22 protein-coding genes are annotated in these 26,378 nt (G+C 65.3%); 15 read left to right on the top strand and 7 right to left on the bottom strand.

Annotation, left to right across the window (positions count from 1 at the left end):
* Nucleotides 1–823 precede the first annotated feature (823 nt).
* Nucleotides 824–2,212, bottom strand: coding sequence for a pentapeptide repeat-containing protein (locus tag ACIHAO_RS19595; protein WP_396559704.1), 1,389 nt, complete (start codon nt 2,210–2,212; stop codon nt 824–826).
* A gap of 170 nt (nt 2,213–2,382) precedes the next feature.
* Between ACIHAO_RS19595 and ACIHAO_RS19590 the strand changes: the two genes are divergently transcribed.
* The 3 genes from ACIHAO_RS19590 (at nt 2,383) to ACIHAO_RS19580 (ending at nt 5,410) form a co-directional block, all read left to right on the top strand.
* Complete coding sequence (locus tag ACIHAO_RS19590) at nt 2,383–3,573, top strand: XRE family transcriptional regulator (RefSeq protein ID WP_396559702.1); 1,191 nt, start codon at nt 2,383–2,385, stop codon at nt 3,571–3,573.
* Between the two features lie 9 nt (nt 3,574–3,582).
* On the top strand, nt 3,583–4,041 hold the full coding sequence (locus ACIHAO_RS19585; protein WP_396559700.1) for a DUF4411 family protein: 459 nt from the start codon (nt 3,583–3,585) through the stop codon (nt 4,039–4,041).
* A 460-nt stretch (nt 4,042–4,501) separates the two neighbouring features.
* The gene (locus ACIHAO_RS19580; protein ID WP_396559698.1) at nt 4,502–5,410 is read left to right on the top strand and encodes a hypothetical protein; all 909 of its coding nucleotides are present in this window, start codon (nt 4,502–4,504) and stop codon (nt 5,408–5,410) included.
* Nucleotides 5,411–5,468: 58 nt separating this feature from the next.
* Here ACIHAO_RS19580 and ACIHAO_RS19575 read toward each other — a convergent pair whose 3' ends face one another.
* Nucleotides 5,469–5,708 carry a hypothetical protein gene (locus tag ACIHAO_RS19575; RefSeq protein WP_396559696.1) on the bottom strand — a complete coding sequence of 80 codons (240 nt, stop codon included), beginning with the start codon at nt 5,706–5,708 and terminating at the stop codon, nt 5,469–5,471.
* A 348-nt stretch (nt 5,709–6,056) separates the two neighbouring features.
* On the opposite strand from ACIHAO_RS19575, the gene ACIHAO_RS19570 reads away from it, so the two are divergent.
* Nucleotides 6,057–6,932 carry a DNA ligase gene (locus tag ACIHAO_RS19570; RefSeq protein ID WP_396559694.1) on the top strand — a complete coding sequence of 292 codons (876 nt, stop codon included), beginning with the start codon at nt 6,057–6,059 and terminating at the stop codon, nt 6,930–6,932.
* A gap of 72 nt (nt 6,933–7,004) precedes the next feature.
* Here the strand turns inward: ACIHAO_RS19570 and ACIHAO_RS19565 are convergent, their stop codons facing one another.
* On the bottom strand, nt 7,005–8,021 hold the full coding sequence (locus ACIHAO_RS19565) for a hypothetical protein (protein ID WP_396559692.1): 1,017 nt from the start codon (nt 8,019–8,021) through the stop codon (nt 7,005–7,007).
* 1,469 nt (nt 8,022–9,490) lie between these two features.
* Nucleotides 9,491–9,682, bottom strand: a complete 192-nt coding sequence (locus ACIHAO_RS19560) for a hypothetical protein (RefSeq protein WP_396559690.1) — start codon at nt 9,680–9,682, stop codon at nt 9,491–9,493.
* Between the two features lie 237 nt (nt 9,683–9,919).
* Here ACIHAO_RS19560 and ACIHAO_RS19555 point away from each other — a divergent pair, with 237 nt between their 5' ends.
* From ACIHAO_RS19555 to ACIHAO_RS19520, 8 genes are all read left to right on the top strand, one after another.
* On the top strand, nt 9,920–13,243 hold the full coding sequence (locus ACIHAO_RS19555; RefSeq protein WP_396559688.1) for an error-prone DNA polymerase: 3,324 nt from the start codon (nt 9,920–9,922) through the stop codon (nt 13,241–13,243).
* Nucleotides 13,240–13,857, top strand: coding sequence for a GNAT family N-acetyltransferase (locus ACIHAO_RS19550; RefSeq protein ID WP_396559686.1), 618 nt, complete (start codon nt 13,240–13,242; stop codon nt 13,855–13,857). Before ACIHAO_RS19555 ends, ACIHAO_RS19550 begins: the two co-directional genes overlap by 4 nt.
* Nucleotides 13,858–14,115: 258 nt before the next feature.
* Nucleotides 14,116–16,338: a DEAD/DEAH box helicase family protein gene (locus ACIHAO_RS19545; RefSeq protein ID WP_396559684.1), complete on the top strand. Its 2,223-nt coding sequence runs from the start codon at nt 14,116–14,118 to the stop codon at nt 16,336–16,338.
* 475 nt (nt 16,339–16,813) lie between these two features.
* Nucleotides 16,814–17,287: a YbaB/EbfC family nucleoid-associated protein gene (locus ACIHAO_RS19540; protein ID WP_396559682.1), complete on the top strand. Its 474-nt coding sequence runs from the start codon at nt 16,814–16,816 to the stop codon at nt 17,285–17,287.
* Complete coding sequence (locus ACIHAO_RS19535) at nt 17,284–17,595, top strand: hypothetical protein (protein ID WP_396559680.1); 312 nt, start codon at nt 17,284–17,286, stop codon at nt 17,593–17,595. The genes ACIHAO_RS19540 and ACIHAO_RS19535 overlap by 4 nt, the downstream gene beginning before the upstream one ends.
* Nucleotides 17,592–17,975 carry a hypothetical protein gene (locus ACIHAO_RS19530; protein WP_396559678.1) on the top strand — a complete coding sequence of 128 codons (384 nt, stop codon included), beginning with the start codon at nt 17,592–17,594 and terminating at the stop codon, nt 17,973–17,975. The genes ACIHAO_RS19535 and ACIHAO_RS19530 overlap by 4 nt, the downstream gene beginning before the upstream one ends.
* The gene (locus tag ACIHAO_RS19525; RefSeq protein ID WP_396559676.1) at nt 17,972–18,703 is read left to right on the top strand and encodes a hypothetical protein; all 732 of its coding nucleotides are present in this window, start codon (nt 17,972–17,974) and stop codon (nt 18,701–18,703) included. Before ACIHAO_RS19530 ends, ACIHAO_RS19525 begins: the two co-directional genes overlap by 4 nt.
* A complete protein-coding gene (locus ACIHAO_RS19520) occupies nt 18,700–19,296 on the top strand; it encodes a DUF3558 domain-containing protein (protein WP_396559674.1) in 597 nt (198 codons plus the stop codon). Before ACIHAO_RS19525 ends, ACIHAO_RS19520 begins: the two co-directional genes overlap by 4 nt.
* Nucleotides 19,297–19,470: 174 nt before the next feature.
* Here the strand turns inward: ACIHAO_RS19520 and ACIHAO_RS19515 are convergent, their stop codons facing one another.
* Together ACIHAO_RS19515 and ACIHAO_RS19510 are read right to left on the bottom strand one after the other, a co-directional pair.
* Nucleotides 19,471–20,013 carry a YrhB domain-containing protein gene (locus ACIHAO_RS19515; RefSeq protein WP_396559672.1) on the bottom strand — a complete coding sequence of 181 codons (543 nt, stop codon included), beginning with the start codon at nt 20,011–20,013 and terminating at the stop codon, nt 19,471–19,473.
* Between the two features lie 385 nt (nt 20,014–20,398).
* The gene (locus tag ACIHAO_RS19510) at nt 20,399–20,647 is read right to left on the bottom strand and encodes a hypothetical protein (RefSeq protein ID WP_396559670.1); all 249 of its coding nucleotides are present in this window, start codon (nt 20,645–20,647) and stop codon (nt 20,399–20,401) included.
* Between the two features lie 683 nt (nt 20,648–21,330).
* On the opposite strand from ACIHAO_RS19510, the gene ACIHAO_RS19505 reads away from it, so the two are divergent.
* The 3 genes from ACIHAO_RS19505 (at nt 21,331) to ACIHAO_RS19495 (ending at nt 24,099) form a co-directional block, all read left to right on the top strand.
* Nucleotides 21,331–21,594, top strand: coding sequence for a ribbon-helix-helix protein, CopG family (locus tag ACIHAO_RS19505; RefSeq protein ID WP_396559668.1), 264 nt, complete (start codon nt 21,331–21,333; stop codon nt 21,592–21,594).
* A gap of 685 nt (nt 21,595–22,279) precedes the next feature.
* Nucleotides 22,280–22,537, top strand: coding sequence for a hypothetical protein (locus ACIHAO_RS19500; RefSeq protein ID WP_396559666.1), 258 nt, complete (start codon nt 22,280–22,282; stop codon nt 22,535–22,537).
* Nucleotides 22,538–23,448: 911 nt separating this feature from the next.
* Entirely contained in the window at nt 23,449–24,099 is a 651-nt protein-coding gene (locus ACIHAO_RS19495; protein WP_396559664.1) for a DUF1524 domain-containing protein, read from the top strand.
* A gap of 247 nt (nt 24,100–24,346) precedes the next feature.
* Here ACIHAO_RS19495 and ACIHAO_RS19490 read toward each other — a convergent pair whose 3' ends face one another.
* Nucleotides 24,347–26,053, bottom strand: coding sequence for an LGFP repeat-containing protein (locus ACIHAO_RS19490; protein WP_396559662.1), 1,707 nt, complete (start codon nt 26,051–26,053; stop codon nt 24,347–24,349).
* Between the last annotated feature and the right edge of the window lie 325 nt (nt 26,054–26,378).

The following is a 26,378-nucleotide window of genomic DNA, read 5'->3' as shown; positions in this document are numbered from 1 at the left end:
CCCGCCGTCTGCGGCTGTCGTCGGCGACCCCCTGCGTCGGTCGCCGTGTTCGACACTGAGCCGGGCGCCGCCGCGCTACAGACTGCGGTCACCGGGCCGGTCGGGCGAGCCTGCGCCGGCCGACGTTCAACGCTAAGCGTGCCGCGATGGCCACTTCACCCGGCTACTGCCGCGACTGCGGCTGGATCATCGGCTGCCCGCACCCGCAGTCGAAATCGCTCCCGCGCACCCGGCCGCGCGCCCGAGGTCGACCTGCTCCTGCGCGACACCCGCCACCCGTTGCGGGACCGGGTGCGGTGGGCGCTGCTGTAAGAGACCACCGCCCGCGCCGAAGAGATCCTCGCGCTCAACGTCGGGGGACCTCGACCTGTGCAGCTCCCACGCCGGTGTCCTCCGGAAACGCAGCGCCCCGGACACCGTCACCTGGGACCGCGGCGGCCTCGACGCCCGGGCTAACTCGCCCGCTTCCTCGGCAGCCGTATCCGCGGCCCGCTTGTCCTCACCGTCGCGCAGCCGAAGGCTCCGCGACGGGCACTGTCCGCCCTGCCGATCTCGACCTGGATACCGGGCGCGGCTGCTACGGCTACGACGTCGCGCTCAAGGCGCTGAAAGTAGGCCACCGGCGGCTGACTCCCGCACGACCTGCGGCACTTCGGCCTGACCCGCAGTGCCGGCGACGGCCAGGACGGCACCCACTTCATGGTCAAAGCCGGGCACCAGGACATCCGCAGCGTCGCCCGCTAAGCCCACCCGTCGGCCGACCCCGCCCAACGCACCGCCGAAGCAGCCCGCGCCCGCCACGCCGGACGGGCGCGGTAGCTCGTCATCTGGCGGCGTTGCGTCCTGCGACTCGGGTCTTCGCGGCTTCGTCCGGTGAGGCGAGGACGACCGGTACAGGAATCAGCCGGGCCCACACCTGCTCCGCCTCGCTCGGTTGAAGTTCCGGCATCTCCATGGTCCATCCGAGCGGCCACGATGAACTATTAGGCTCGGGCGGGGCTGGGTCCGTGCGGACACGTGCCCCGAGGGCGCAAGGCACCGAATCGAAGGTCGCCTCGTCGAACTCGGCGTCGCCAGTGAAGGTCGCCCTGCCGAACTCGGCGTCGCCAGTGAAGGTCGCTTCGCCAAATAGAGCCTCGACGGTGAAGGTCGCTCCGCCGAACCAGGCGGTGCCGGTAAAAGTCGCCCTGTCGAACCAAGTATTGCTGGTAAAAGTCGCTCCGCCGAACCAGGCGACGCTGATGAAAATCGCCCGGTCGAACCATGCGATGCCTTTGAAAGTCGCCAGGCTGAACCCGGCGTCGCCAGTGAAAGTCGCCTCGATGAACCGAGCGTCGCGAGTGAAGGTCACCCCGTCGAAACGAGCTTCGCCAGTGAAAGTCGCCTCGTCGAACCGGGCATCACCGATGAAAGTCGTCTTACCGAACTCAGCATCGCCGCTGAGGGTTGCCTTAATGAAACGAGCCTGGTTGATCTGACAGCCACGAAGGTCGAAGTCGATGAGTGTGGCGGCGGTGAGGTCGAGGTTGATGCCTTTCCAGAAGGCCTTCACTGGATGTTTCGAGTCGCTTCCCGGTCTCAGGTGCGTGCCGAGGATGCGCTGGGCCGTTAGACGGACCTCTCGCTCCTGCCGGGCATCGTCGTCGAGTTCGGTCACCGTTGGTGTTTCAGGCTGTTCCCTGCTTGCGATGCGGGCCCGGGGAGAATTTCTGCTGGGCGCCAGGGGGCGATGGATCCCGGGCCGGTTCCGGGGCCGGGGTGCCTTGGGGAGCTGGAAGGGGGCTCGTAGGTAGGCGCAGATCACATCAACCACTACCTGACGGTGATCCGGGTTGTCCTGGGCGACGCGCTCGAGCGCGTAGAGCCCGCCGTGGCGGACTGCGGATCTATCGGAGCCAAGCTGCTCGACGGCCTTGACGTACAGCTCAGTGAGCCGTCGTTCAGCGTTGTCGTGCTCGGTGGACCATTGCCGGCGCCCGGTGAGCACCAGAGCGACCACGCCGCCGGTGCCGGCCCCGACTGTAAGACCGACCTTGATCAGTTCGATCCTGTTCTTCGCGTCGTTGCCCGGATCGATGAACATCAGCAGCGTGGTCACGGCCGCGGCCGCGACCAGTGCGACCGGGACGACGATGACGACGATCGCCCACCACCACGTGCCGTCACGGTCCCGCCATCGTCGTCGTGCCCACACTGTCTTCGACCCACTCATCCACTTCACGATTGGTAGTCGTACAGAGGGCCGCCGATCGCTACGTTCCCCAGGGAACGGACTGTGGAAGGTGGCTGGTCCACCCGCCGTCAACGGCGGACTCGGGTTCGGGTGCTGCCGCCCGGTTTCGCGACTGGCGTTGGGCGTGGCGTTGGTTCAGGATTGACGGTGTGCCGACATCGATTCCAGCCCTCGTTGAGCCCGCGGTCCTGCGGTGGGCTCGGACCACGATCGGGCTGACCGAGGTGGCCGCGGCGCGCAAGATCGGCGTGCCGGACGATCGGGTCGCTCAGTGGGAGTCGGGCGAGGCGCAACCTACGATCGCGCAGCTCAAGAAGGCCGCGACGGCTTATAACCGGGCGTTGGGAGTATTCTTTCTGGCCGATCCCCCGGCTGCGTTCGACACGTTGCGCGACTTCCGCCGGTTGCCCGAAGCTGGAGCGGAGGAATGGTCGCCAGACCTGCATGCGGAGTACCGGCGGGCGCACCAGCAGCGGGACAACCTGCTTGAACTGTACGAGCTTGATGACGAAGACCCACCAGCTGACTGGCGCCTGACCGCGGCAGGGCCCGACGAGCGCCTGGCTGAGCGCGCCCGCGAGATGCTCTTGCGTCTGGCACCGATCGCCCTGAGCGCCCGGTCGACCGTGTACGACCACCTCAATGCCTGGGGCGCAGGACTCGAACGGGCCGGGGTGCTAGTGCTTGCCACGTCACGTGGCCGCGTTTCGACGACCGAAATGCGTGCCTTCTCGTTGTACTTCGACAAGCTGCCGGTGATCATGGTCAATGGTGCGGACAGTCCGCGCGGTCGCCTGTTTTCCCTCCTACATGAGTTCGCTCACCTGGCCCTGCATACACAAGGCCTGTGCGATGTGACCGCCGACCTGCGTGCGACGACGCCGGAGCGGCAGCTGGAGGCGCGCTGCAACGCGCTCGCCGCGGCGATGCTCATGCCGGCCGCTGCGGTGCTGCGACGGCCAGAGGTTCAGGCTCGCGCCGAACAGCAGGACACCTGGACCTACGTGGCGCTGCGCGATGCCGCCGCTCCCTTCGGGGTGAGCGCCGAGGCGTTCCTGCGTCGGCTGCTCACCCTCGGGCGTGTCACTCAGGCCTTCTACGAAGCGCGCCGCGCGGAGTTCGTGAAGGCCTATGAGGCGGATTCATTCGCCCGTACGGCGGGTGGCGGGGACTGGTATCGCAACACAGTCCGTGACCTGGGGAAAGGCTACGTCCGGCAGGTGACGGACGCACACCGTCGCCGCATGATCGACACCTATACCGCCACGACGTACCTCAACGCCAAGGCCGGTCAGATCGACAAGCTCGCCGACGCCGCGGCTGTCCGGGAGGCGAACTAGCAGGTGCCCTTGTACTCCTTCGATACCAGCGCGATCCTCAATGGGCGCCGTGATCAACTGCCGCCGTCGGTCTTCAGTACGCTGTGGCAGCGAATTGAGATGCTGGTCGCCGAAGGAACCATCCGTGCGGTGGAAGTGGTTCGCGACGAGCTCGGAAAGCGTGACGACGACGCCAACACCTGGGCGCGCGCGCAGGGAGACCTCTTCCTGCCTCTCAACCAGGACATCCAAATCGCAACCAAGAAGATTCTGCAAACGCATCCAAAGATGATGGGCACAGGCGGCGGCCGCAACGGCGCAGACCCGTTCGTGATCGGCCTCGCGCTCGCGCGCACCGGCGTCGTCGTCACCGATGAAACCTTCAGCGGCAACCTGAACAAGCCGCGCATTCCCGACGTGTGTAAAGCGGTCAGTGTCCCGTGCATGAACCTCGTGGGGTTCGTGCAGGCGCAGGGATGGAAGTTCTAGGCGGACAGGGCGCCGACGTTGACACGTAGGCCCTTCGTTGCCTGGCTACCTATCGGCTCGTCAACTCAGGTTAGGAGTGGTACGCCAGCCAGGACGCTCCCGCCGACCGCCCACATCGTCTCAAGTACTGCAGACTTCGTTTTGCGGATTGAATTTTTCATAGTGCCTCCTCGTTTCGTCTCTCGCGGTTCGTTTGGTGTGGTGTTGCCTAGGGCCAAACTTGCCAACCGAAGAAGAACGAGACCGATGAAGACAAGGCAGAGGAAGATCCACGTCGGAATCGAACCGATCGCTCTAACCCCTAGCCTCAGCTGACGAGCCGACATGATTCTGGCACGGTGTGACCTTGGCTGCAAACCTGCCGGAGACGGGAAGAACGTCTTCACGTTTGGGTGAACATGCTCGGCGGGCACGTCGAGCAGGCCGGATTTGTCGGTGGCGCCTGCTCGGATCTGCGCTCATGGACAACGATTTCACCGAGCTGCTCGCTCAGCTGCGTGCCGCTACCACCGATTCTCTTGCTGACCAGGTCGAGCAGATCACCCGCGGAGCGCAGGAGCTGGGCTTGCGGGTGGTCCCGGCTCGCCTCGATCCCGATCGTGTTGTCGAAATCGACTCGGCGACGCTGGCTGCGGAGCAGGTCGTGGCTGTTGCCGCGTCCGTGGATGCCGCCTTGCTCTACCTGAGCCGCGTCCTGGTGACGCGGGACGCCGTGGACACCGCGCTGGAGGATCTCGACGCCGGCGCGGAGCGGACTCGGGTGAGTAAGGCGCTGGCCCGGATCGTCGGCTGGACCAGCCGTATCGAGGTCGGCTTCGCCCACGCCGGTGTCTTGCACGTGTGGGAGGTGACCGCGCCTTGGCACGACGCTCTGGACGAGCTGACGACCCCGGCCCGCTCGTCGCGCTGGGATCCTGAACCCCGCGTGAGCGACGACGCCGAGGACGAGAAGATCATGGAGCTTGCCAGGCAGGTCGCTGACTCTCCGGAGTTCCGGCGGGCCCGCTACGGCCTACGCCGGTCCGTCGCCGAGCAGCTCCCGGCGCTGGGCGAGCTGCGCAAGGACCCGGACAACGGCCCGTGGATAATCTCCTCGGTCATCAGGGCCGCTGACGAACTGGTCCGGGAGCTCGCGGCCGAACGCGCGGAACTGCTCCAGGCTCGGCGGGACGACCTGGTCGCCGAACTGGCCACCCACCCCGAATACGCCACCATCCGCACCGCCGAAGCACGCCTGAAGTTCCTCCAGACCTGGATCCGCGACACGCATACCGACGGGCTGCCGATGGAGACCTGGTGGCTCAAAGAGCTCGTCGCCCTCACCGCCGAGGCTCGCAAGACCAGCGGCCCCTTGCAACTGACCCTGTAGGCGTCGTAAGGCCCGGATGAGGACCATGGAGCCAGGCGTAGACGGTGAATGCGCTCGTTCACGCGGCTGAAATGCTCCAGCACCACGCGGCGCGCAACACGGCGATCAGGGCTTCGTCGTCGGCGATGGTAGGTTCGGCTTCTCCGACCGGGAGCCAGAGTTGGTCGACGACGCGCCCGCGCTGGCGGCGGGTGACCGTGATACCGGGATAGGTCATGGTCTCCGCCGGGCCGCGCGGGTCGTCGACGACCACGGCCCGGGTTTCCCAGCGCAGCTGAACATGCCGTTCGTTCCGCATTCGGCGCCGTCCCTTCTAGCCGGTCTCGTCCGGCTATGTCGTCTGTCAAGCGGCGCATGTAACAGGCCGTGTCCACAGCTAGCGACGAAAACCGTGGTCACCTGGATGTGTAACGATGGAATCCGGCGAGACTGCGCCATTCGGGTTGGCGTGAATTGCGGACGTGAGAGCGCGTCCGTAGATACCCGGCTGCGCGGGAGGCCGTCATGGCACAGGACGCCGCAAGGAGTGAGCGGTCGCGGGTGCCGGCGTTCATCGAGCCGATGCTCGCGAGCCAGGCGCGGGAGGAGCTTCCGGACGATCCGCGGTACGCCTACGAGTGGAAGTGGGACGGCTACCGGGGCGGTAATGAGGGTCGCCGCCGACGGAACGACGAGGCTGACCAGCCGCAACGACAAGGACTTCACCGGCAGATTCCCGATCCTCGGCGACGCTATGGGCGACGCGCTGGAGGGTCGCCAGGCGGTGCTCGACGGCGAGATCGTCGCGCTGGACCAGCATGGCCGTCCGGACTTCGGTCTGCTGCAGAGCTACGCCACCAGTGACGATGTGTCCGTGGCGTACTTCGTCTTCGACGTCCTGCTGCTCGGCGGTAACCGGCTGCTGGACGAACCGTACGAGCGGAGGCGGGCGGTGCTGGAGGGGATTGAGCCGCCGGACAAGAATCTCGTCGCGATCACCCCGTCCTACAGCCACGCCGACCTCTCGGCATCCGGCATGTCCCCGGCTGATCTGCTCGACGTCGCGAAGGACCGCGGCCTCGAAGGCCTGGTAGTGAAGGCGATCCAGTCGAAGTACGTCTCTGGGCGCCGGTCTCCTGAGTGGATCAAACACCCTTTGATCCAGACCATCGAGGTCGTGGTGTGCGGGTGGCGTTCCGGGCAAGGCCGCCGTGACGGGATGATCGGTGCCCTGTTGCTCGGAGCCCACGACCCCGGCTCCGGCGACCTGGTCTACATCGGCGACGTCGGCACCGGCTTCAACAACCAGGCCCTCCTCGACGCGAAGAAGAAGCTCGCCCCGCTGGCCCGCAAGACGAGCCCGTTTGCCGACGAGGTGCCGCGGGACCGCGCCAAGGGCGCGTACTGGGTAAAACCGGACCTCGTCGGCGAAGTCGTCTACCGTCAGTTCACCCCGCGCGAACACCGCCTCCGCCATACCGCCTGGCGAGGATGGCGCCCCGACAAGCAGCCCGCCGACGTCCAGGTCCCCGAGCGGGGCTGAGGCGCACCAGCGGCAGGCGCTACATCCAAGCGGAGGCGAAAGCGGTTGCACTTCAGGGACGTGGCTATTTGGCTATTCGATTTTTCGATATTGAAGATACTTCACGGCGGCGTGGGCAGCCGTGCCAACGGCTGCGATTCCCATTCCGACCGGTGTCGTCGCGCTGGCTAGTTTCGCTGCGATGAACGCCACAACCGGGATAGCCAAGACTGAAATCAGGGTGGGCGTTGTGAACGTTGCCCAACGCCACGCCCACGTTTTCAGAGGCTGCTGGGCCGCTGAGCAAGACGTAGGAGAGCCGCGCAGCGTCGTTTCGAGCTCGGCGCATGGGTCAGCTTCGACGACCACGCGGGAAATGACAGATAGAAGCTCCCGGAGATCGTCGCGCGCCACGCTATTCGACAGATCTGGCGCTGTGGCAAGCGCTAGCAGCAGGCGCGCCTTCAGCTTGTCGCGAAGGACTGTGTCCCCCTGCAGATGCCCGCGGCCGCTGATTCTCATGAACTGGTCGGGGATCGTGGCTGCCGCATGGCGAAGGTATCCTCGAAGCTGCCTGATGCGAAGCTGCTGTATCCTTGCAGGATTTCCTCGCCATACGCGGAGTTCCTGCTCTGATTCGATTCCATCGACCAGCTTCAGTGACTCCAGTATATGTGCAATCTGAAGCCGAATTCGATCATGAGCGAACCGTGCTGCCCATGCCCGCATCGCCAAGGTCGACAACGGCAGCACTGCAAACAGGAGAACCGCGACAGGGATCAGATCGCGTGGCATTGTCTCAAGAACGCCACGGAGGGAGCCGGTGGTCAGGATGGTGATACCGATGATGTAGAACGCCCCCCACTCTGCCCGGTGAACGCTCCACCTGGCCCGACGTGCTTCTGCGGGGGTATTCAAACCTCGCTCAACGAACTCAGCGAAGATGCCCAACCGGAACTCGCTCACGTCCTTGCGTACTTCACGGAGCAGCCACCCGCCGATGCGGGGCAGGATCGACCGACGGCGGCGAGCAGGAACTTTATGGGGCTTCGCAACGTCAGGGGCAAGTACTATCGGGCTGGGAACAAGATCGTTACTCGTGGCGGTCATCGTCCTCATTCGCTATGCAACATTACGGGCGTGCTGACTTAGAGAATTGTGAGTGATAGTGCTTTCGCGCCGATGGTCCCTGGTGACGATTTCCGCACATACTAGTAGAGCAGGCGTGTCCGGGCCGAAGGGCAAGGCGTTCAATATAGCGTGAGGTCTCCTTGGTGCGCAGTGGTCTCGTGCGGTCGCCGCGTCAACGCGATGACGCCGGAAGCCTTCTATCGAGCTCGCCAGAACTGCCACCACTTCCGCCGCCGGCTCCTCAACGTCAAGGTCGTCACGGGAGCGGCCTGCTGTGGCTGACGTTGAACGGGATTCGGGAGAGGGGAAGGTTGCGGAATCGCGATCGGCACCGTGGGCGGTTCGGTGGGCAGCGTGGGAGGCCTCGTCAGCGGCGGTTCGGCTGACTTCGCGGCCATGACGTTGTCGAGGCGTGCCTGTGCTGCCACTTTAAGTGCCTGTTGCTCGGCTCGGAAAGTACGGTAACGGTCGACGTCGGTGTCCAGCGCCCATAATCCTGACAGGTGTCCCAGTGCGTGAGGTGGGTACCAGCGGCGCCGACCGGAGAGGACTTCGCGCAGGAAGGCGTAGCCGTCCATCGTTTCGGTGTGGAACCAGGCGGATGGGTTGGCCGAGCCCCTGGTCGATGGCGGGTACGCGACGGTGGCGAAGACCTGCAAGCGGGCCCGGGAAGCGAGGTCCTGGTCCTCGGGGTCTGCCCATGGGCTTAAGTGCCCGTATCCGGGGATTGGTCTTGTCGATGACCCTGAATCGCACGGCTGGCAGTGTGAACAAGGCATTGGTCAATGCTTTGGAGTCCACGCCGTCGACGATCCACCAGCAGACGGTCCCGCCTTTCGCCTCCCGGGCTTGGGTGCGTTTCTGGAACTGGGTGGAGCGCAGCTGGACCTCGAGGCAGTACCCCGGCTCGTGAACGAAGACGTCGGCACGCGTAGAGGGGTGTTCCGGCGTGGCTGTGTAGCCGAGTAGGCGGGCGATCGTGGTCAGCCGGTACTTGACCCATTCGTGCTGCGCGGTCTCCGGGCCACCGCCGTGATCATGATCGGCCCAATGGTCGCAGGAGCGGTCGACCGACTTGAACCTGAAGAATCGGGGATTCTGCTTGAAGCTGCGGTTCTCGCATGAGATCAACTCGACGCCGCAGCCAGGCTCTGGGCATACCAGAGGAGGGCGGGGCGTCTGTCGAACGACCGCCCAGTCTTCGGGATCGCCGACCCACAACGGCGCCGATCGTGGCTGATGCCGGAGTTGAGCATGTCGCTTGCGCTGCGTATGTCGACATGGATCCATGTACCCGTTATCCCACGACCCACTGACAGAAACGCGACGGTCACGATCGTCGGCGGCGATGGCGCCGTGCTGAGCCGGCTCGACTGGAAGCCCCGGGGGAGTAGCCAGCCGCCGTGCGGACGCGATGGCATCCCGGGCCGGATCGGGTCAGATGAGGTCTAGCTCGACACTTCGGTCCAGGTCGGCATGTCGCGCAGCGTAGAGGCGGCGACGAGGGCTGGGCGAGGAGTGCCGTCGAAGGGCTGGAAGTAGGTGGTGCCGTCGGGTAGGACGTACCAGCGGCCGCCGCCGAGAGAGGGCTTGTCGGCGGCTTCGTACACGGTCGCGCCGGTCAGGTCGGGTTCGTCCACTGCGCCTCCCAAGTCACTCGTACGGCCTAGCGTGTTACCAAGTCGAGTCAACAATGCCAGTCCGTGCGCGTGGTTCACTGGTCGGGGTGGTGTCGGGTTCACTACCTGGTGTTATGTCAAGCACAGGGCTTGACGGGAGCAAGTTCGGCGTTCAGGATCGTCGACAGAGTTCGTGCGTATGTTCGAGTGTTTGTCGCTGGCTTCCCCCCACGGCAGAGCGTGTGGTGTGGAGCTGGTGTGGCGTTCAACAATCCTGCCGTCCCGTGGCGTGAGATCCAGCGGGTCGCGTCCGGTCGTCCTCGTGTGGAGGGCGATGGGAACGATGCGCCGGCCTGGTCGCGTAAGCGGGAGGGCTATGCCGGGGCGCCGGTGGATCTGCGGGTCTGCGAGGGGGACGACGACAGCGGCGCGGTGCCGCGGGTGCCGTACGCGGAGTTGCACGCACATTCGAACTTCAGCTTCCTCGACGGCGCCAGCCACCCCGAAGAGCTGGTCGAGGAGGCCGCCCGCCAGGGCCTGGACGCGATCTTCCTGACCGATCACGACGGCATGTACGGCGCGGTGCGGTTCAACGAGGCCGCCCGCGAGCTCGGCGTCCGGGTCGGTTTCGGCGCGGAGTTGTCGCTGGATCTGCCCGCACCGCAGAACGGCGTCGCCGACCCGGGCGGCGCGCACCTGCTGGTGCTGGCCCGCGGGCTGGAGGGCTACCGCCGCTTGTGCCGCGTGATCTCGCGGGCGCAGCTGGCCGGTGGAGAGAAGGGGCGCCCGCTCTATAACGAGGACGCGCTGGTCGATGATCTGGCAGGGCATGTGCTGGTGTTGACCGGCTGCCGCAAGGGCCGGATCCGCCGCGCCCTGGCCGCCGACGACAAGATTACCGCGATGTCGGAGCTGATGTCCCTGGTGGACAAGTTCGGGCCGGACAACGTGGCGGTGGAGCTGATCGATCACAGCCTGCCCCTCGATTCGACCTACAACGACACCCTCGTCGCGATGGCCGAGGCGGCAGGGGTGGTGACAGTGGCGACGAACAACGTCCACTACGCCCACCCCGGCCGAGGTCCGCTGGGTGACGCGGTCGCCGCGGTCCGCGCCCGCCGGTCGCTGGATGACATGGAGGGCTGGCTCTCGGCGGCGCACATGGCGTTCGTGCGGTCCGGCGCCGAGCAGGCCGAGGTCTTCGCCCGGTATCCCGGCGCGGTCACCCGTGCCGCCCTGCTCGGCGTCGAATGCGCCTTCGACCTGAACCTCGTCGCACCTGACCTGCCTCCGTTCCCCGTCCCGCCGGGACACGACGAGATGTCGTATCTGCGGGAGCTGACGTGGGCGGGCGCGGCGAAACGCTACGGGCACCGCGAGGACTATCCGACGGCCTACTCCCAGCTCGACCACGAGCTGAACGTGATCGAGAAGCTGGGGTTCCCGGGGTACTTCCTGGTGGTGTGGGACATCGTCCGGTTCTGCCGCGACGCCAACATCTTGTGCCAGGGCCGGGGATCGGCGGCGAATTCCGCGGTCTGCTACGCGCTGGAGATTTGCCACGCCGACCCGGTGAAGTGGGGCTTGCTGTTCGAGCGGTTCCTGGCGCCGGAGCGGGATGGGCCGCCGGACATCGACATTGACATCGAGTCCGACCGCCGCGAAGAGGCGATCCAGTACGTCTACGACAAACACGGCCGCTTTCATGCGGCGCAGGTGGCGAACGTGATCACCTACCGGGCGCCGTCGGCGATCCGGGACGCCGCCAAAGCCTTAGGTTTCAGCCCTGGCCAGCAGGACGCCTACAGCAAGATCGTCAACCGCTGGGCCGGCGTGAAGAAGACCAGCGAGGAAGCGGCGGGGGAGATCCCGCCCGAGATCCTCGAACTCGCCGACGCTCTCGAAGACTTCCCCCGGCACCTGGGGATCCACTCCGGTGGGATGGTGATCTCGAAGGAGCCGGTGTCGGAGGTGGTGCCGGTCGAGTGGGCCCGCATGCCCGGCCGCAGCGTCCTGCAGTGGGACAAGGACGACTGCGCCGCCGTCGGCTTGGTGAAGTTCGACCTGCTCGGGCTCGGCATGCTCTCCGCTCTGCACTACATGATCGACCTCATCGCCGAACACCACGGCGAGACGGTCGACATCGGCAAGCTCGACCTCGCCGACCCCAACGTGTACGACATGCTGTGCGCGGCGGACGCGATCGGCGTGTTCCAGGTCGAGTCCCGGGCTCAGCTGGCGACGCTGCCGCGGTTGCGGCCGAGGAAGTTCTACGACCTCGTCGTCGAAGTCGCGCTCATCCGGCCCGGCCCGATCCAGGGCGGATCCGTCCACCCCTACATCGCCCGCCGCCGCGGCGAGGAAACCTGGAAACACAAGCATCCCCTGCTGGCCCAGAGTCTCGATAGGACACTCGGGGTGCCGTTGTTTCAGGAGCAGGTCATGCAGATGGCCGTCGACGTCGCGAGCTTCACCCCGGCCGAGGCGGATCTGTTGCGGCGGGCGATGGGAGCGAAACGCTCCAGCGCCAAAATGCGGAAACTCGCCAAGAGGTTCTTCGACGGTGCCGCGGCGAACGGGGTCGACCGCGACACCGCGATCAGCGTGTTCGAGCAGATCCACGCCTTCTCCGGCTACGGCTTCCCCGAAGCCCACTCCATGTCCTTCGCCCTGCTCGTCTACGCCTCCGCGCATCTCAAGTACTACTGGCCGGCGGCGTTCTGCGCGGGCCTGTTGCGCGCGCAGCCGATGGGGTTCTACTCCCCGCAATCGCTGGTCGCCGACGCCCGCCGCCACGGCGTCATCGTGCGTGAGCCGGACATCAACGCCAGCCTCTCGCACGCCACCCTCGAAGCCGAGCCCGAAAGCACCGGCGGCCAGGCGATCCGGCTCGGCCTCGCCGCGATCCGACACGTCGGCGACAACACCGCTGAGGCGATCGTCACCGAACGCCAGATCAACGGTCCCTACACCAGCATCGGGGAGCTGACCGAACGTGTCCGGCTGAAGAAGCCCGCGATCGAGGCCCTTGCCACCGCCGGGGCGTTCACCAGCCTCGGCCCGGAGCGACGCCAAGCACTCTGGGCCGCAGGTGCCGCGGCGACCACCCGGCCCGAGCACCTCCCCGGACTCGCTCCCGGCCTGGACGCCCCGGCGCTACCAGGGATGACGCGGTTCGAGGTCACCGCCGCAGACCTGTGGGCCACCGGCATCTCACCCGGCTCCCACCCCGTCGAATACCTCCGGACCTGGCTCACCGAGCGCGGCGCCATCAGCACCGCCCAGCTCAGCCAGGCCGAGGACGGGGCGCGGGTGTGGATCGGGGGAGCGGTCACCCACCGGCAACGCCCCGCAACCGCAGGCGGCATCACTTTCTTCAACATCGAGGACGAGACCGGCATGGCCAACATCCTCGTCTCCCCGGGCCTGTTTCACCGGTGTAGGAAGGTGCTGCTGGCGAGCAATGCCTTGCTGTTCCGAGGAATCGCTGAGGTTACCGAAGGATCGTCGACACTCGTCGCGGATCAAGTGCGCCCGTTGGATCTCCGGGATTTAGCGTCGGGATCGCGTGATTTCCGATGACCGGAGCGAACCGGGAATGGCGAACGCTGGAAGTGCCGATCCGGCCAGGTTCTGAGGCGCCCAAACGATGTCCGTGGGGCCACGATCTGGCAGTCGGCGGCGTGCGGCAGAGCTGGTCACAGGACTATCAGGCGCCGGAGTGGCTGTGCGAGGCCTGCCACGCCCTAACAGGCGACGGCGGCATCTGGGCAGTGATCGACACCGCTGTGGAACGGCAAGTCATCGAAACCGACGTGGACGAGTACGGCCTGCGCCTGGTTGTTCTGCCGCCGCCGGTTTCCGCAGGGATCGGCGTCATCCAGCTTCGCCTGGGACACACGGTCTTCGGTGAAGTGCACTTGTCACTGTGTCCGGTCGACCGGCGCGCGATCCTCTGCCATGTCGAGGTCGAAGAGAAGCACCGAAGGCGTGGCGCTGGCCGCGTGCTGGTGAACGCGGCCTTGAAGCGAGGCACCAAGTTCAGCTGGACGATGCTGCCCATCAAGCGTGATCCGGTCGCCGTCGCGTTCTGGGCCCGGGTCGGAGCAGTCGGGACGGCTAGCCTTCACCCCTGCACGCATCAGCTGAAACAAGGAGTCGTGTCCGCCGAATCGCGATGGACGAAGTGGTGGTAAGCCTTTACGGCAGTGATGCGCCAGCATCTACCCATGCCGTGGCCGGCCACGAGGAACGACAGGGCCTGCCGAAGCCGTTGTACAGGCCCACGCCGACTTCCTCGCGTTGCCAACCAGCGCTTGATCAGGCTGGGCGCCGGGATTTCCGCTGGTCAAACGCATCGTCCCGGGCTCATTGCTGCTAGTGCGCATAGGGCGGTTGGCCTGCTGTTCGCGAAACCGGCAAATTTTGTCACTGGTTGTCGATAGCGTGACGAGGTGACTACTGGGAGCCGAGACGAGGGTGCCGGATCCGCACCGCGCCGTGCGGGCGCGGCCTGGTCGGAAGACGACACCGCGAAGCTGCTGGACGGGCTCCGGCGCGGTGCGAGGCTGGAGGCACTGGCGGAGAGCTTGGAACGCACGCCCGGTGCGCTGCAGGCACGGTGCAAGGTGCTGCTGCCGCCGCAACAGCGCCCGGCGTTACGCGCTGATGCTGAGGCGGTGCTGAGGAGGCAACTAGCGGCCAACCCGAATTTTGCCGCCGCCACGAGTCCGAACAGAATATCGGCCCGGCGCGGAAGTCATGGTCGTAATGCCTCGGTGTCGCCTGTGTCGTTGAGCGGCGAGCAGCGGCGGATGATCGACGCGGTGCGGTCAGGGCAGGATGTGATCGTTGATGCGACGGTGGGATCGGGCAAGACCACGGCGATTCAGGCGCTGTGCACTGAAGTGGGCAGGGAACGGCGGGTGCTGTACCTGACCTACAGCAAGCTGTTGAAAGCTGATGCGAAACGCCGGGTGAAACACGCGAAAGTGCAGAACTACCACGGCATCGTGTATCCCTCCCTGCTCAAGGCGGGCATCAAATGCGGTGTTGATGAATCCATCCGACGGTTCAACGCAGCCTTTACCAGCCTCTCGGCACAGTTCCCCCGGTTCGACCTGCTCGTGGTCGATGAGTACCAGGACATCAATGAGGAATACGCGCAGTTGCTGCGCAACATCAAGTCACTGAACCCGTCCATGCAGACCGTGCTGGTCGGTGACCTGGCGCAGAAGGTGCACTCGAATACGACGCTGGACGTCCAGCGGTTCACCAGGGAAATCACCCGGCAGGCCGAGTTGATGCCGTTCACGCAGTCTTTCCGTGCTGGCCGGGAACTCGGTACGCTGCTCAGCGAGGCGTGGAACAAACCGGTGGTGGGCGTCAACCCCGGTCAGACGATCAGGTACGTCTCCTACGACGAGGCACTCGACCTAATGAAGGCGAAGAACCCCGGTGAGCTTCTCTGCCTGGGCAGACGCAACGGCCAGATGGCCGAGGCGCTGAATCACCTGGAACGCGATCATGGTGAGGTCTTCAACAAGGAAACCGTCTACGCTTCCATCCGCGACGGCGACACCTCGGTGACCTACAACGACGACACCGCGGTGTTCACGACGTTCGACTCCAGCAAGGGGCTGGAGCGACCGGCGAGTGTGGTGTTCGACTACGACGAGGACATGTGGGACATGCGCTGCAGCTTCCCGAACGTGGACACAACGGTGATGCGCAACGTGTTCCTGGTCGCGGCCTCCCGCGGAAAGCACGAAGTCGTCTTCGTGCGATCAAAACATGCTCGGCGGCAACCCAAAAGCATCGGCTTCATCCCCGTGCAGCGGTTCACGAAACTGCTGGCCGCCGAACAACCCAAATATGACAAGCCGATGATGGCATCGGACTGCTTCGATTTCACCTACGCGGAGAACCTCCAGGCCTGCGTCGACCTGCTCGACAGGCGACGACTCGACGACGGCACGGGCGAGGAGATCAACATCGACCGCGTCGACGGGCTGATCGACCTTTCTCCCGTGGTGGGGCACTACCAGGAAGCTGTGTTTTTCGACAGGTACAACCCCACCCTCGAGGTGATACTGAACCCGAAACCGATCGCGAAGCAGCTGCGCGGCAAACTGACCGACGACCCTTGGCACAACTCGCTGGTGCTGACCGCCGTTGACACAGACCAGATGCGCTACGCGGAACAGGTCACCCGGAAAGTCGGCGGCGAGGTTCGCGACGCACTGACCAGACGACTGGCGACACAGCTTCCCCCCGACTGCGCGGCACAGGTACCCATGGACCTCTCAGGCACGGCTGCGACATCGTCGGCGGCGACACCGATCACGTTCGTAGGTGTTGCCGACGCCGTGGACGACGACAAGGTCTTCGAGCTCAAGTTCGTCTCCGAACTCGATCGCGCCATGTTCCTCCAGCTAGCGCTCTACCTCGTCATGAGCGGCCACCAAACGGGTGTGCTGTGGAACACGCGCACCGACGAACGCTGGGAAGTGCAAGTCCCAGACCGCGAGAGGTTCATGCACGCTGTCGTCCTGTGCGTCACCAAACAGCACTACCGGGCGTTCCGGACACCGCCGCCACAACCGGAACAGAGCGGCCGACTCCGCAGGATCGCGGTCGGCTTGCTCGGTCGCTCGCGACGGGACGGATTCGGCTGAAACCCAACGTTCGATAGCGCTTGGCTGTGCGCGCAGTCGGTATCGTCTGCGCGTCGGGAGTGGCGAGGTGGACTGGGATCTCTGCGGTACGTCGCCGGAGATGGCGGGCCCGGCGCACAAAGGGGGAGGGGTGCGCCGGGTCCAAGGACACCATGCCACACGTCGAACAGATGTTCAGCTCGGCGGCCCGAGGGGTAGCCGACCGGGCGGAGGTGCGCTGGGGCGAGTTCGATGACGGATCTTCGCGTCGCGAAGCTGCAGCGAGTAGGCCGGCGCGAAGTTAGACCTCAGTGGAAGGGCGCGTCGATCTGCTGATGATCGCTGCAGAGTGACCGGAACAACGAGACACGGATTCGCGGTTTCGACTACGCTGGCCGCTCGGCCGGTTACGCTCGTGTTGTGATCGCGGGTGTAGCGGTCGGGCCGTGGGGGCGGCTGGTAGGGGTATGTCGGGCGACGGGGAGGGCGGGCCGGCGTGTCGTTGAATGTGGCCAGGCTGCGGCAGCAGGCTGGTGAGCTTGATGCTGAGCTGGAGCAGGCCCGGTATACCGGGCGATCGGCTGACGGTTTCGCGTCGGCGGTGGTGACCGGTCAGGGCAAGTTGGTGGATCTGACGATCGCGGATCATGTGATCCGGAGTACGCATCCGCAGCGGCTGGGGCTCGCGGTGCTGGAGGCGGTGTCGGCGGCTCGGCGTGAGGCCGCGCAGGTCGGCGTGGTCAAGATGCGCGCGGTGGTGGACAAGGACCAGGAATGGGTTCCCGAACCGGGCCACGGGTCGGTGACCGAGTATCGGGACGATTCTGTTCCGCCGCCTGCGCCCAGAGCTGTGACGGCAGCCGAGCCGCGCGCAGTGCGCCGAGATACTGGTGAGGTCGAGGAGGAGAGTTTCGATCAGCTCGACTTCCTGGACGCTGATCTCGAGGATGAGGGGCGGGATCGCTGGTGAGCTACGAGGACGAGCTGTATCACTTGGCGCGGGAGATCGACGCGACGGTGGCCGCGGTCGAGCAGGCCTCGGTGGCTGCGGCGCGGGATCGTGTCACGTGGGCGTTGCCCGGTGACCTGGGGTCGGTGGCGGTGACCGGGGCCGGTGAATTGGTCGACGTGCAGGTGGGCGTGGCCGCGATGAAGGCCTACAGCGCGTCGAGTCTGTCTCGTCAGCTGTTGCTGGGGATCCAGCGGGCAGAGGAGACCGCGGCCCAGCGGTATGACGCGGCGATCGCGGCGGTTCGGGATGAGGAGCGGCTGGTATGAGTGTTCCGGATCCGTTCGATCCTGGGGCCGGTCAGGGGTATCACGTCTATCCGGAGAAGCTGCGGGCCGCGGCCGACGCGATCGCGGACGCGGCGGGGCTGCTGCAGGACTTCGCGGTGGTGGACTTGGCGGATGTCGCGCTCGGCCCGTACGACCTGGGTTTGCCGGGAACGGTCACGAACATCATGCCGGGGCTTAACGGGATGGGGACGGTGGACCGGTACAACGCGGCCATCGACGCGATTCAGCGGATCACGGCTGAGAATTCGACTCAGCTCGCTGTGTTGAGCGCGGCGTTGGGCAAGGCCGCTCAGCATTATGAGCAGCTGGATCAGGAAGCGTATGAGCGGATGAAGAAGTTGGAGGGTGAGATCAAGTGACCACCCCCGACCCGGGCCAGGCCGCCGCGGAACTCGCCACCATGAGCTATCCGGAGGCTGCGGATCAGAAGATCCGGGAGTATGCGAACCTGATCGGCGCGAACGGGATCATCGGACTGCTCGACAAGCTCCGCGTGTTCGTCGCCGGCGACCTGAAGAAGACGTTGAGACTGGCAGAAGCGTTTGCCAGGGAGAGTGCGCTGAAGGAAGCGTCTGAAGTCGTCAATGACGCCAAGCTTTCGCTGGCGGTCGCCTGGCATGGGGATGCCTACGATCAGTTCTCGATGTACTCCGGGATGGTCGTCGAGAGCCTGAACAAGGGTCAGGTCTCCATCGCGAGTCTGACCAAAACGATGAGCACGGTCGCGACAACGGTGATCGCTACCTATAAGAACCTGTTGGTCGCGCTCGGCAACTGTGCGTCCAACCTGTCGGCGCTGGCCGGTAAGTTCGGAATCCTGCTCGCGTCTACAGCTCTTCCGCCTCTGGCGGTTCTCGCGGTCAAGGATTTCGTGGACGCGGTCAACTCGGCGTTCGAGAAGTTCTGGCGTGACTGCATCGCGCTCATCTCCGGCATGATCACCTCTGTCGAGGCGCTGATCGGGAGCGGCTTCGAGCTGACGGTCATCGAAACGAACTTCCCCAAGATCCCGGATGTCGGCACGAGTGTCGAGGTGGTCGGGGAACCCCGTCGCTGGCGGATCAAACCGGGAGCCGATCCTTCGTGACACGACGTCTGGCCCGCGGGCTCGCCACACTGATGGCCGGCGGCATGGTCGTGCTGGCCGGCTGCGGAACGAGCCCGCCACCTTCGCCACCCGAACCGTCGGTGTCGGCCCCGCCGATCCCGGCGCCCTTGAACGGCGCCAAGTTCATCGCCGATCCGTGCTCGGCGATCACAGTGGACCAGCTGCAGAGCATCGGCTTCGGTGAGGGCAGGCATGAACAGACCCGCGACGGCCAATGCCTGATCGTGCTCGGCCCGTCGGTCGACGTGACGACATCGTGGTTTCCGCCGCTGCGGGAGAGCATCCGCACGTTGTACAGCGATCGTGCGCTAGGCCGCGATACCGGCAACCACTGGGAAGAGGTCACGATCAACGGCTACCCGGCCGTGATCGTGGAAATCAAAGAGAACATCCCGAGCAGACGGGACCAGGGGCCGCTGGCGTGCAGGCTGGCCCTCGGTGTCGATGACAACACGTTGGTACACATCAAAGCCAACACGTGGGGGAAACCGGAAGCCGGTCCGTGGCAAGCCGATCCCTGCGGCGCGGTCAAGAAGATCGCCGAGCTCGTTATCGACAACCTCCGTAGTTAACCGAGAAGCCATGACCCGGCGGAATCGATGAGACCGGACACCAACGCAAGCCGACTGCCGCCACCTGCCTGCTCCGGCCAGGGCCGGTGATCTCAGCTTGATCGTGTGCCCGACATGACTTCGTCTAACCGCGCAAGCCCGCTGTCGACGACCGCGTCAGCAGCGGATACGGACTCAAGGGATGCACGTGCCTGGTTCGGGATTCGGCTCAGACAGACGCCAACACACCTTTCGACCGGTCCGCGTTCGAGGCAGGCGTGGGCGAATGTGGTCGGGTACTGCCACGCGGGCCGCGACAGCCTCGACGTAATCTCTGGCTTCTTGTGCGCTGAGGTCGGGGGCGGATGCCCGTATGAGCCGGAGCGCGTCGAACCGCCGACCGTGGTCGGTCAGCTCGGTGATGCGTGCCCGCAGAGGATCTGGACGTGCGATCCCGCGGACCTGCTCGAGATACTCCTCGATCCACTCGCCCTGCTCGAGATCAGCGGTCGCGTGCAGTCCGTGGAGACTGCCGTCCACCGCATCGACGAGGAACGGCCCGTGGCCCACCACTGCGTCCGTGATCTCACCGGAGCGCAGGTAGCGCTCGCTCTGGCTGAACACCACCCAACCAAGCCGGTGCGGACTGACCTTTGTGATCACCATCTCCGGCCCGTGCACCGCCCACCCGGTCACATGCCGCTCCACGATCTTGACAGCCCGTTCCCTGGACACCACGAACACCAGGCTAGAGGAGAAGGCGCGGGTGGCACGAGGAGCTAGGCAAGCAGGATGCGGTTCACGGTCCCAAAGTCCTCGTCGCTGTGGCACCGGGATGGCGCATATTGTGCTGAGCCCTGCTTCCTGCAGGGTCAGTGGGCGCGCCAGAGTGCGCCGGTGTCGGTGAACAGTGGGACGACGAGGACGGACTGGACATCATCTACGAGATCCCGGCGGATCGCCTGTAGTCAGGCCTCGAATTTCCGCTTATGCCGCCGAATGGACGACCAAGTAGTCGGCCACAGCGTGCCATGTAGCGCCGGGGAGCGTGCCTAATAGTGGGCCCGCCGCAGCAGGTGACCCCGCGGATGAGATCGGGGCCACCTGCAAGTCGGTACAGCAGTTAGGCTTCGTCGCGACCGCGGGTGATGAACAGCGCGCCGACGATAGTGCCGCCGGAAGCCAGTGCAGCAGGCAAAATCAACCGAAGGAGTTCAAGCGCGAAGTTCTCTGTGATTCCTTTGAACGATACGGCCACCACGATGATCAAAAGAGTGATGAGCAGAAGGGCGAACACGCCGGCAAGCACGCGCTTCTGCATGGATGCTTTGTGGGCGTGGCGTTGAGCGGCTAGTTCGTTGACCTTCACCACTGGGGCCTGGCTCGGCGGGGGCGTGCGGTGGGAGCTACCGGACGCGGGGTCGTCATCGCTCCACGTTTCGTCGTTGGACCGGATGGTCACCTGCGCCCGCCTGTCGGGGTGATCTCTTCGTCAGTGAATACGAGAACCACCGGATCGGTGGATACCTGGTTGTGCGGGGTGAGGCCAACCCAGGTGTCGTCTTCGGGGTCGTGACGAGCGTTGGCGGTGCGGAGCCGGCTTCCGGAGAGGGTCGGAGGGTTAGGTTGCTCGGGGTGGGTCGTCATACGGGGTTGACCTGTTCCTCGTAACGGGACACGTAGTTGGAGTGTGGACACCTGTCGGGGGCAGGTACCCAGACCAGTTGGCAGTTTGGTACGTAACGCTGAGGCTACCGCAGCCGACTCTCAGACGTGTGGATGGTGTGGTGATGGCGTGTGGCTTCGGTGTCACGACAGTGTGACTGACGCGGCATATGGGTGGTGATCCGCCGCAAAAAGTGCTTGAGTATGGTTCGTGAGCCATAACGTGCAAGCCGTGTGCTGGGAGTGTCGTGCCCCTGCCAGGACACGTGGTTACGGGCGCATCGCACGGCCGGGAGTTCCCACGGGTGGGGCCTGGTCTGCGAAGACCGAGATCCACAGGTGCCGGTATCGGGTGAGGGACCGACGCACTGACCCTGTCGAGGAGAGACTATGTCCGCTGCTGCAACCAATGCGCCTCAACAGCGCGCCGACTCAGAGAAGGAGAAGACACCGCCAAAGCGCATCAATGTTGCGGTCGGCCCAGAGACCATCAAGGCGTTAGAGGCAGTGATTGAACGCGAGGGTGTAAGCCTCACGGAGGCCGTTCGTCGGCTCATCGGCTACGGCGAGGTTGTTTACCGGGCCGTCAAGCAGGACGGTGCCGAGGTCCTGCTCAAGACGGGTGACTCGACTAAGCAGGTCATCATCCTTTAAGAATTGCTCTACCAGTGGTGGCAGTTGTCTGGCTGTGGGGAGGGGCAACGGCCGAGCCCTCTGGTGTCGCGGGGAAGGCGATATCATGGGGAACGATTTGGCGCGTGGAAGGCTCGGACACTTATGTAGTCCGGGCCTTTTCGCGTACCGCCGGGCCTCGATAGGACTTCGTCGTGCCTGTCGGTCATTTCCAGGTGCGACCCGCCTCTCCGGCTCACCTTCCTTGCGAAGTCCAGTAGATGCAATGTCATGCCACAATCGCCTCCGCTGGTGAGGTTTTGTAGTGCAATCACGTTTCCCTTCAGGTATGGGATTGCTGAGCTCGATGCATGGACGGCCTTCGGTTTTCCAGAGGGGGTTTCGTTGTTCGAGGTAATTTCACTGTGCCCTGAAGGATGGCTCTCGTCCAGTGCTTTACGGTCAATGTTCTTCTAGTGGTAGATCAAGTTATGTTCGACTAGTCATTGAATGCCGTTCGTCGCAACTGACTAGTAGGAGTGATATTTCCACATCCATGACCGGTCGCTTATCTGCGACAAGTGGTCAAATTGGCTTTCCGGTCCGGATTGTAGACAGCTTGTCAATGCCTGGAAGGGAGTGAGCAGTCGTCGACCGGGCGGGTTTAGTGTGGCAAGCTGCTCTGTTGTCGCTGTCGTTCGCTGTCTCCTGCGCGCTACCAGGCGTAATGGACCATGACGTCGCCGACGGTTGGACTCCGCTCTACGACGGCACCGAGATCGAGGACTTCTACCTCGCGATCGGAACGAGCGGCAACCAGTTCAAGACCCCGCCGGTCGTGGGACAGTTGATGACGGAGCTGATCAACCAAGTGGAGAACGGCGCCGACCACGACGCGTCGCCCGTCCGTCCGGGCCGCACACCGGCCTGGCGATCAACCTGGGTGTGTTCTCTTGTAATCGCCACCGAAACGCCGCGAACTTGAGCACGGTAATGGGCTGGGCCGGAGCTCAGACGAGGCCACCATCCTGAGGGAGCCGAGCGAACGCCAGGCGGCACGCCAACTCTTCGAAGACACCCTCGCCTGGCGCGGGTACGACGTCGTTCACCGCTGGCTGGTCGGGCATGCCCACTACGGGGTTTTGGTGGAGTCCGAGGATGGCGAGCGCGGGTTCGTGGACAGCTCGCACATCGCGGATAAGCCAGGCGAGCCGTTGCTTGAAGTGGGTCGGCGGTTGCGGTGCGTGGTCTTTGGCTATACGGGGCAAGGCTGGCTGCCAGCTGCAGCGACGCCCCTGTACGTCGAGATGGTAGCCGCAGCGGATGACCCTGCCGTGGCAGTGGAGGAGTGGAGTTTGCTGAGGGGGAGAGGCGGTTGGTACGAGTGAAGTGCCCGCCCACGGCCAGTACGTTGATTCGTCAGCTCCAGCGCATGCCATGCTGATGACGCCGTCCATCTCCAGGCGATCTCGTCCGTGGGAACGCGCGTCACGGGCGAGGTGATCGGGCGTCAACGGTTCGGTCTCTTCGTGCGGATCGATGGCGTGTCCGGCGCGGCCGGCTTGGTCGAAGTCGCGATCCGCTGCGTGACGCTCCGCTCCGTCGATAAGAGACACGATCGCCCGCGAGGTGCTCGGCCACGCAGAGCACAACCCCAGGCGCAACTCCGATGACAGGCAGACGTCGCTGAAAAGCACCGTCATCGTAACCGGGCAGGCCGTGCACCAACGCCAGCCAGGTCTCCGGACGCCCCCCGGGATGACGCCCGGAGTTGCGCCGTTCGCCGGTCACGGTGGCGTTGTTAGTTCAGTTTACTGGCTAAGAAGTGTGTGACGTGGCCGTTGACGATGAGGGTGGGACGTGGTCGGAGAGAGTCGGAACACACACACTGTGGTGATGGGTGTGGCGGCCGCGGTGGCGATAGTGGCCGTGCTGGTGGGATGTGAGGTTCCTCGCGCGAGTCCGGCGAACCCGGGCACTGGCGGGGCTGCGGCTTCTGTGATGCCGGCGATCCCGGTGGCCGAGGCGCGGAAGCGTCTCGGCGAGTTGCCGGTCGCGGTGCGGGGAGTTCTGGATGGCTATGACCGGGCCAGGAAGTTCCCGCATTGGAAAACCGTGTCCGGCAGGTGCGATGTTCGTGAGGAGCTGCTGAAGCGTGACGGGACGAATGTCAAGGTCAACGCGGAATGTGCCCCGGTGTCCGGGTCCTGGCGCAGCCCCTACGACGGCGAGACGTGGACGACAGCGTCCGACGTGGACGTGGACCACGTCGTACCGCTGGCGCACGCGTGGGTGAGCGGCGCGAAGTCGTGGGACCAGGCCACGCGTGAGCGGTTCGCCAACGACCTGACCCAGCCGCAGCTGCGGCCGGTGACCGACAACCTCAACCAGGAGAAGGGCGACAAGGCTCCGGAGGAGTGGAAACCACCGCTGGTGTCGTACTGGTGTACCTACGCGACCGACTGGGTCATGGTCAAACACGCGTACGCGCTGACGATCACCGTGCCGGAACGGACCGCGCTCTCGAGCATGCTGGACCGGTGCTGACACCGCGGTCTCTCCGCTCGAGCCCTGGGACGCCGGTAGGAGCGTGCTGCACAGCGGGCGAGCCCATCTGGCTGGACGCGCACCATGAATTCTCTCCAGTTGCCCTGCTGGGATAGGCCGCGGTGAATGCCACCTACGTTGTCAGTGCTGGGCGGGGACTGGATGTGCTGCTGGCCGTCCCGGGTGGGGACGGCCAGCACACGGCGTTGCGGGGTACGTCAGGTGTTGCTGGTGGGTGCGGGTGTGGCTACCAGGATTGGCGGCCGTCGAGCAGGACGGCGACGACGCCGAATTGGTCGCCGTCGAGGATGCGGGTGGAGTTGTAGTAGTTGCTCATGATGCCGCCTTGGGAGTCGTTGGAAACTTTGGGCACTGTGCGGGTGGAGTAGTCGTTGGCGGCGACCCTCGAGGCGCCTTGGTAGGTGCTGGCGAGGGCGAATTCGTCACAGCTGACGGGGCTGCCCGCAGGGCAGGCTTTGTCCCGGTTGGCGTCGATGATCGCTTGGTTGGTGGTGCGGGTGAGGTAGTTGTACTGCGGGTTTCCCCAGTGGCTGGGCAGGCTGGCCTGGGCGTCGAAGACGTGCTGGGACACCGCGGCGATGGCCGGGTTCTTGACGGGGTCGTAGACGACGGCGGTCATCGCGGTGGGGTTCACGCAGCCGGTGCGGATGGTTGCGTGGTCACAGCGCGCGTCCAGGGAGGCGTCGGTGTGGGACCAGGTCAGGCCGCCGGCGTTCTTGAGGGTGATCCCGATCAGGCCGGTGAACTTCTCGATCGCTCCGGCCGTGCCGAGGTTGTTGGCGTACTGGTTCCAGGTGTGTTCGACGGTGGTGTTCGGGGTGAGCGGGACTTCCTTGGTCGGCAGGACCGTTCCGGTGCCGCATTTGGAGGTGTTGGTCAGGCACGGCGTGGCCAGATGGGCGCGGGTGCCGCCGGCGAGGTTGCCGACCCCGGTGCCGACGTCGATTTTGGCGTCGAGTTTCCAGGCCGCGTTCCCGCTGTTGAACTGGGTGACCTTGTCGAACTCGACCGAGAGGGCCACGGTGTAGGGGAGGCGTCCGGTCTCGCGCAGGGTGCCGTTCTCGCTGCGGCGTTCCTTCAGTACCCAGCCCTTGCGAGAGCACGCAATCCACCGGTCGGGATTGGACACGTTGCCGCTACACCGGGGGGACAGCCCCAAGGGTGCCGGCGCGGAGCGGGGTTGCGGGCCGAGGTCGTCCAGGGCGGTGGGGTCGGTGGTGTTGTCGCTGGGGTTGATCCGCTGCGGCGTCGTGCTCGCCGCGAGTTCCTGCCGACCGGCTTCCGCGTCGATCACGTGGACGTTCCAGTACAGCGAGCCGCGTTCGAAGTCCTGCCGGCGGCCTCCGCCGAAGTCGTACTCGTCGCTGACCGGGAACCCGTAGGCACCTTTCTCCCAGTCCGCCTGGGCCCAGTAGTCGCGGATCGCGCCACGCACGATGTAGGCCGCCGTCGCGCCGTTCTTCCAGTAGATCGAGCCGCCCTCGAAGTGGTTGAACCGGCCACCGTTGACCGGGGTCTCCGAGACCAGGGGATAGCCCAGGGCACCGCGCTCGTCGCCGTTGGTCAGCCATTTCTGCAGGATCAGGCCGCCGACCTGGTTGGCTTTCCCGCCGGCGACGTTGGGGTGCCAGTAGATGCGGTTGGTGTCGACGCCGAAGGCCTGCCACCGGCCGCCGCGGGCGGCGTCGAGCTCATCGCTGTTCGGCTCACCGACCGTCGGCGGGCCACCGGGCCACAATGTGCCCAGACGGATGAACTCCTGCTCGATCGCCCCGCGCACCCAATGCCCGTTGCGGAACTGATCCGCGGAGGCGGGGCCCGCCGACACTACGACCGCGGCCATGATGAGAGCCAGGCACAGCGGATAGCGCAGCCACCGTCCCCGCAGGTTCCTTCGTCTGCCTGGCACGGTGGCCCGTCTCCGAACTCGCATCTGCATGTCCACCTTTCATCAGCCGCTGGCGACGCACTCAGTCGATCGACGTTAGCGATTCACGATGAAATCCTGATGACACAGCAATGCTTCGCCCACCTGCCCGCGACGGCTGGGAACAGTCCCTTCCGCCCGTCCCTTGCCGCGGACCGGCGATGTCGATCATCGGCGCGTGACACGTCGACGCAGGGTTCGGCGGCTTGTGGTGATGGTGTGTGTCCCGGTGCTGGTGGCGCTCGGCGGGCCGGGTGGAGTCGTGTTCGGCTCCGGGGTGGCGAACGACGACGGCTATGCCCCTGCGGGGGAGAGAAAGGCCTTCCGTATC

Origin of the sequence: Amycolatopsis sp. NPDC052450 (genome assembly GCF_044547565.1) — a bacterium.
Lineage (GTDB): Bacteria > Actinomycetota > Actinomycetes > Mycobacteriales > Pseudonocardiaceae > Amycolatopsis.
Note: the sequence above shows the minus strand (reverse complement) of the source record. Positions and strands in the feature narration are given on the sequence as shown.

Excerpts from the sequence above, each read along its gene's own strand:
- ACIHAO_RS19570 (WP_396559694.1), top strand. The coding sequence starts at position 6,057 with ATGAGGGTCGCCGCCGACGGAACGACGAGGCTGACCAGCCGCAACGAC.
- ACIHAO_RS19550 (WP_396559686.1), top strand. The coding sequence starts at position 13,240 with ATGACCGGAGCGAACCGGGAATGGCGAACGCTGGAAGTGCCGATCCGG.
- ACIHAO_RS19530 (WP_396559678.1), top strand. The coding sequence starts at position 17,592 with ATGAGTGTTCCGGATCCGTTCGATCCTGGGGCCGGTCAGGGGTATCAC.
- ACIHAO_RS19490 (WP_396559662.1), bottom strand. The coding sequence starts at position 26,053 with ATGCGAGTTCGGAGACGGGCCACCGTGCCAGGCAGACGAAGGAACCTG.
- ACIHAO_RS19495 (WP_396559664.1), top strand. The coding sequence starts at position 23,449 with ATGGGTGTGGCGGCCGCGGTGGCGATAGTGGCCGTGCTGGTGGGATGT.
- ACIHAO_RS19580 (WP_396559698.1), top strand. The coding sequence starts at position 4,502 with ATGGACAACGATTTCACCGAGCTGCTCGCTCAGCTGCGTGCCGCTACC.
- ACIHAO_RS19575 (WP_396559696.1), bottom strand. The coding sequence starts at position 5,708 with ATGCGGAACGAACGGCATGTTCAGCTGCGCTGGGAAACCCGGGCCGTG.
- ACIHAO_RS19595 (WP_396559704.1), bottom strand. The coding sequence starts at position 2,212 with ATGAGTGGGTCGAAGACAGTGTGGGCACGACGACGATGGCGGGACCGT.
- ACIHAO_RS19565 (WP_396559692.1), bottom strand. The coding sequence starts at position 8,021 with ATGACCGCCACGAGTAACGATCTTGTTCCCAGCCCGATAGTACTTGCC.
- ACIHAO_RS19500 (WP_396559666.1), top strand. The coding sequence starts at position 22,280 with ATGGACCATGACGTCGCCGACGGTTGGACTCCGCTCTACGACGGCACC.
- ACIHAO_RS19505 (WP_396559668.1), top strand. The coding sequence starts at position 21,331 with ATGTCCGCTGCTGCAACCAATGCGCCTCAACAGCGCGCCGACTCAGAG.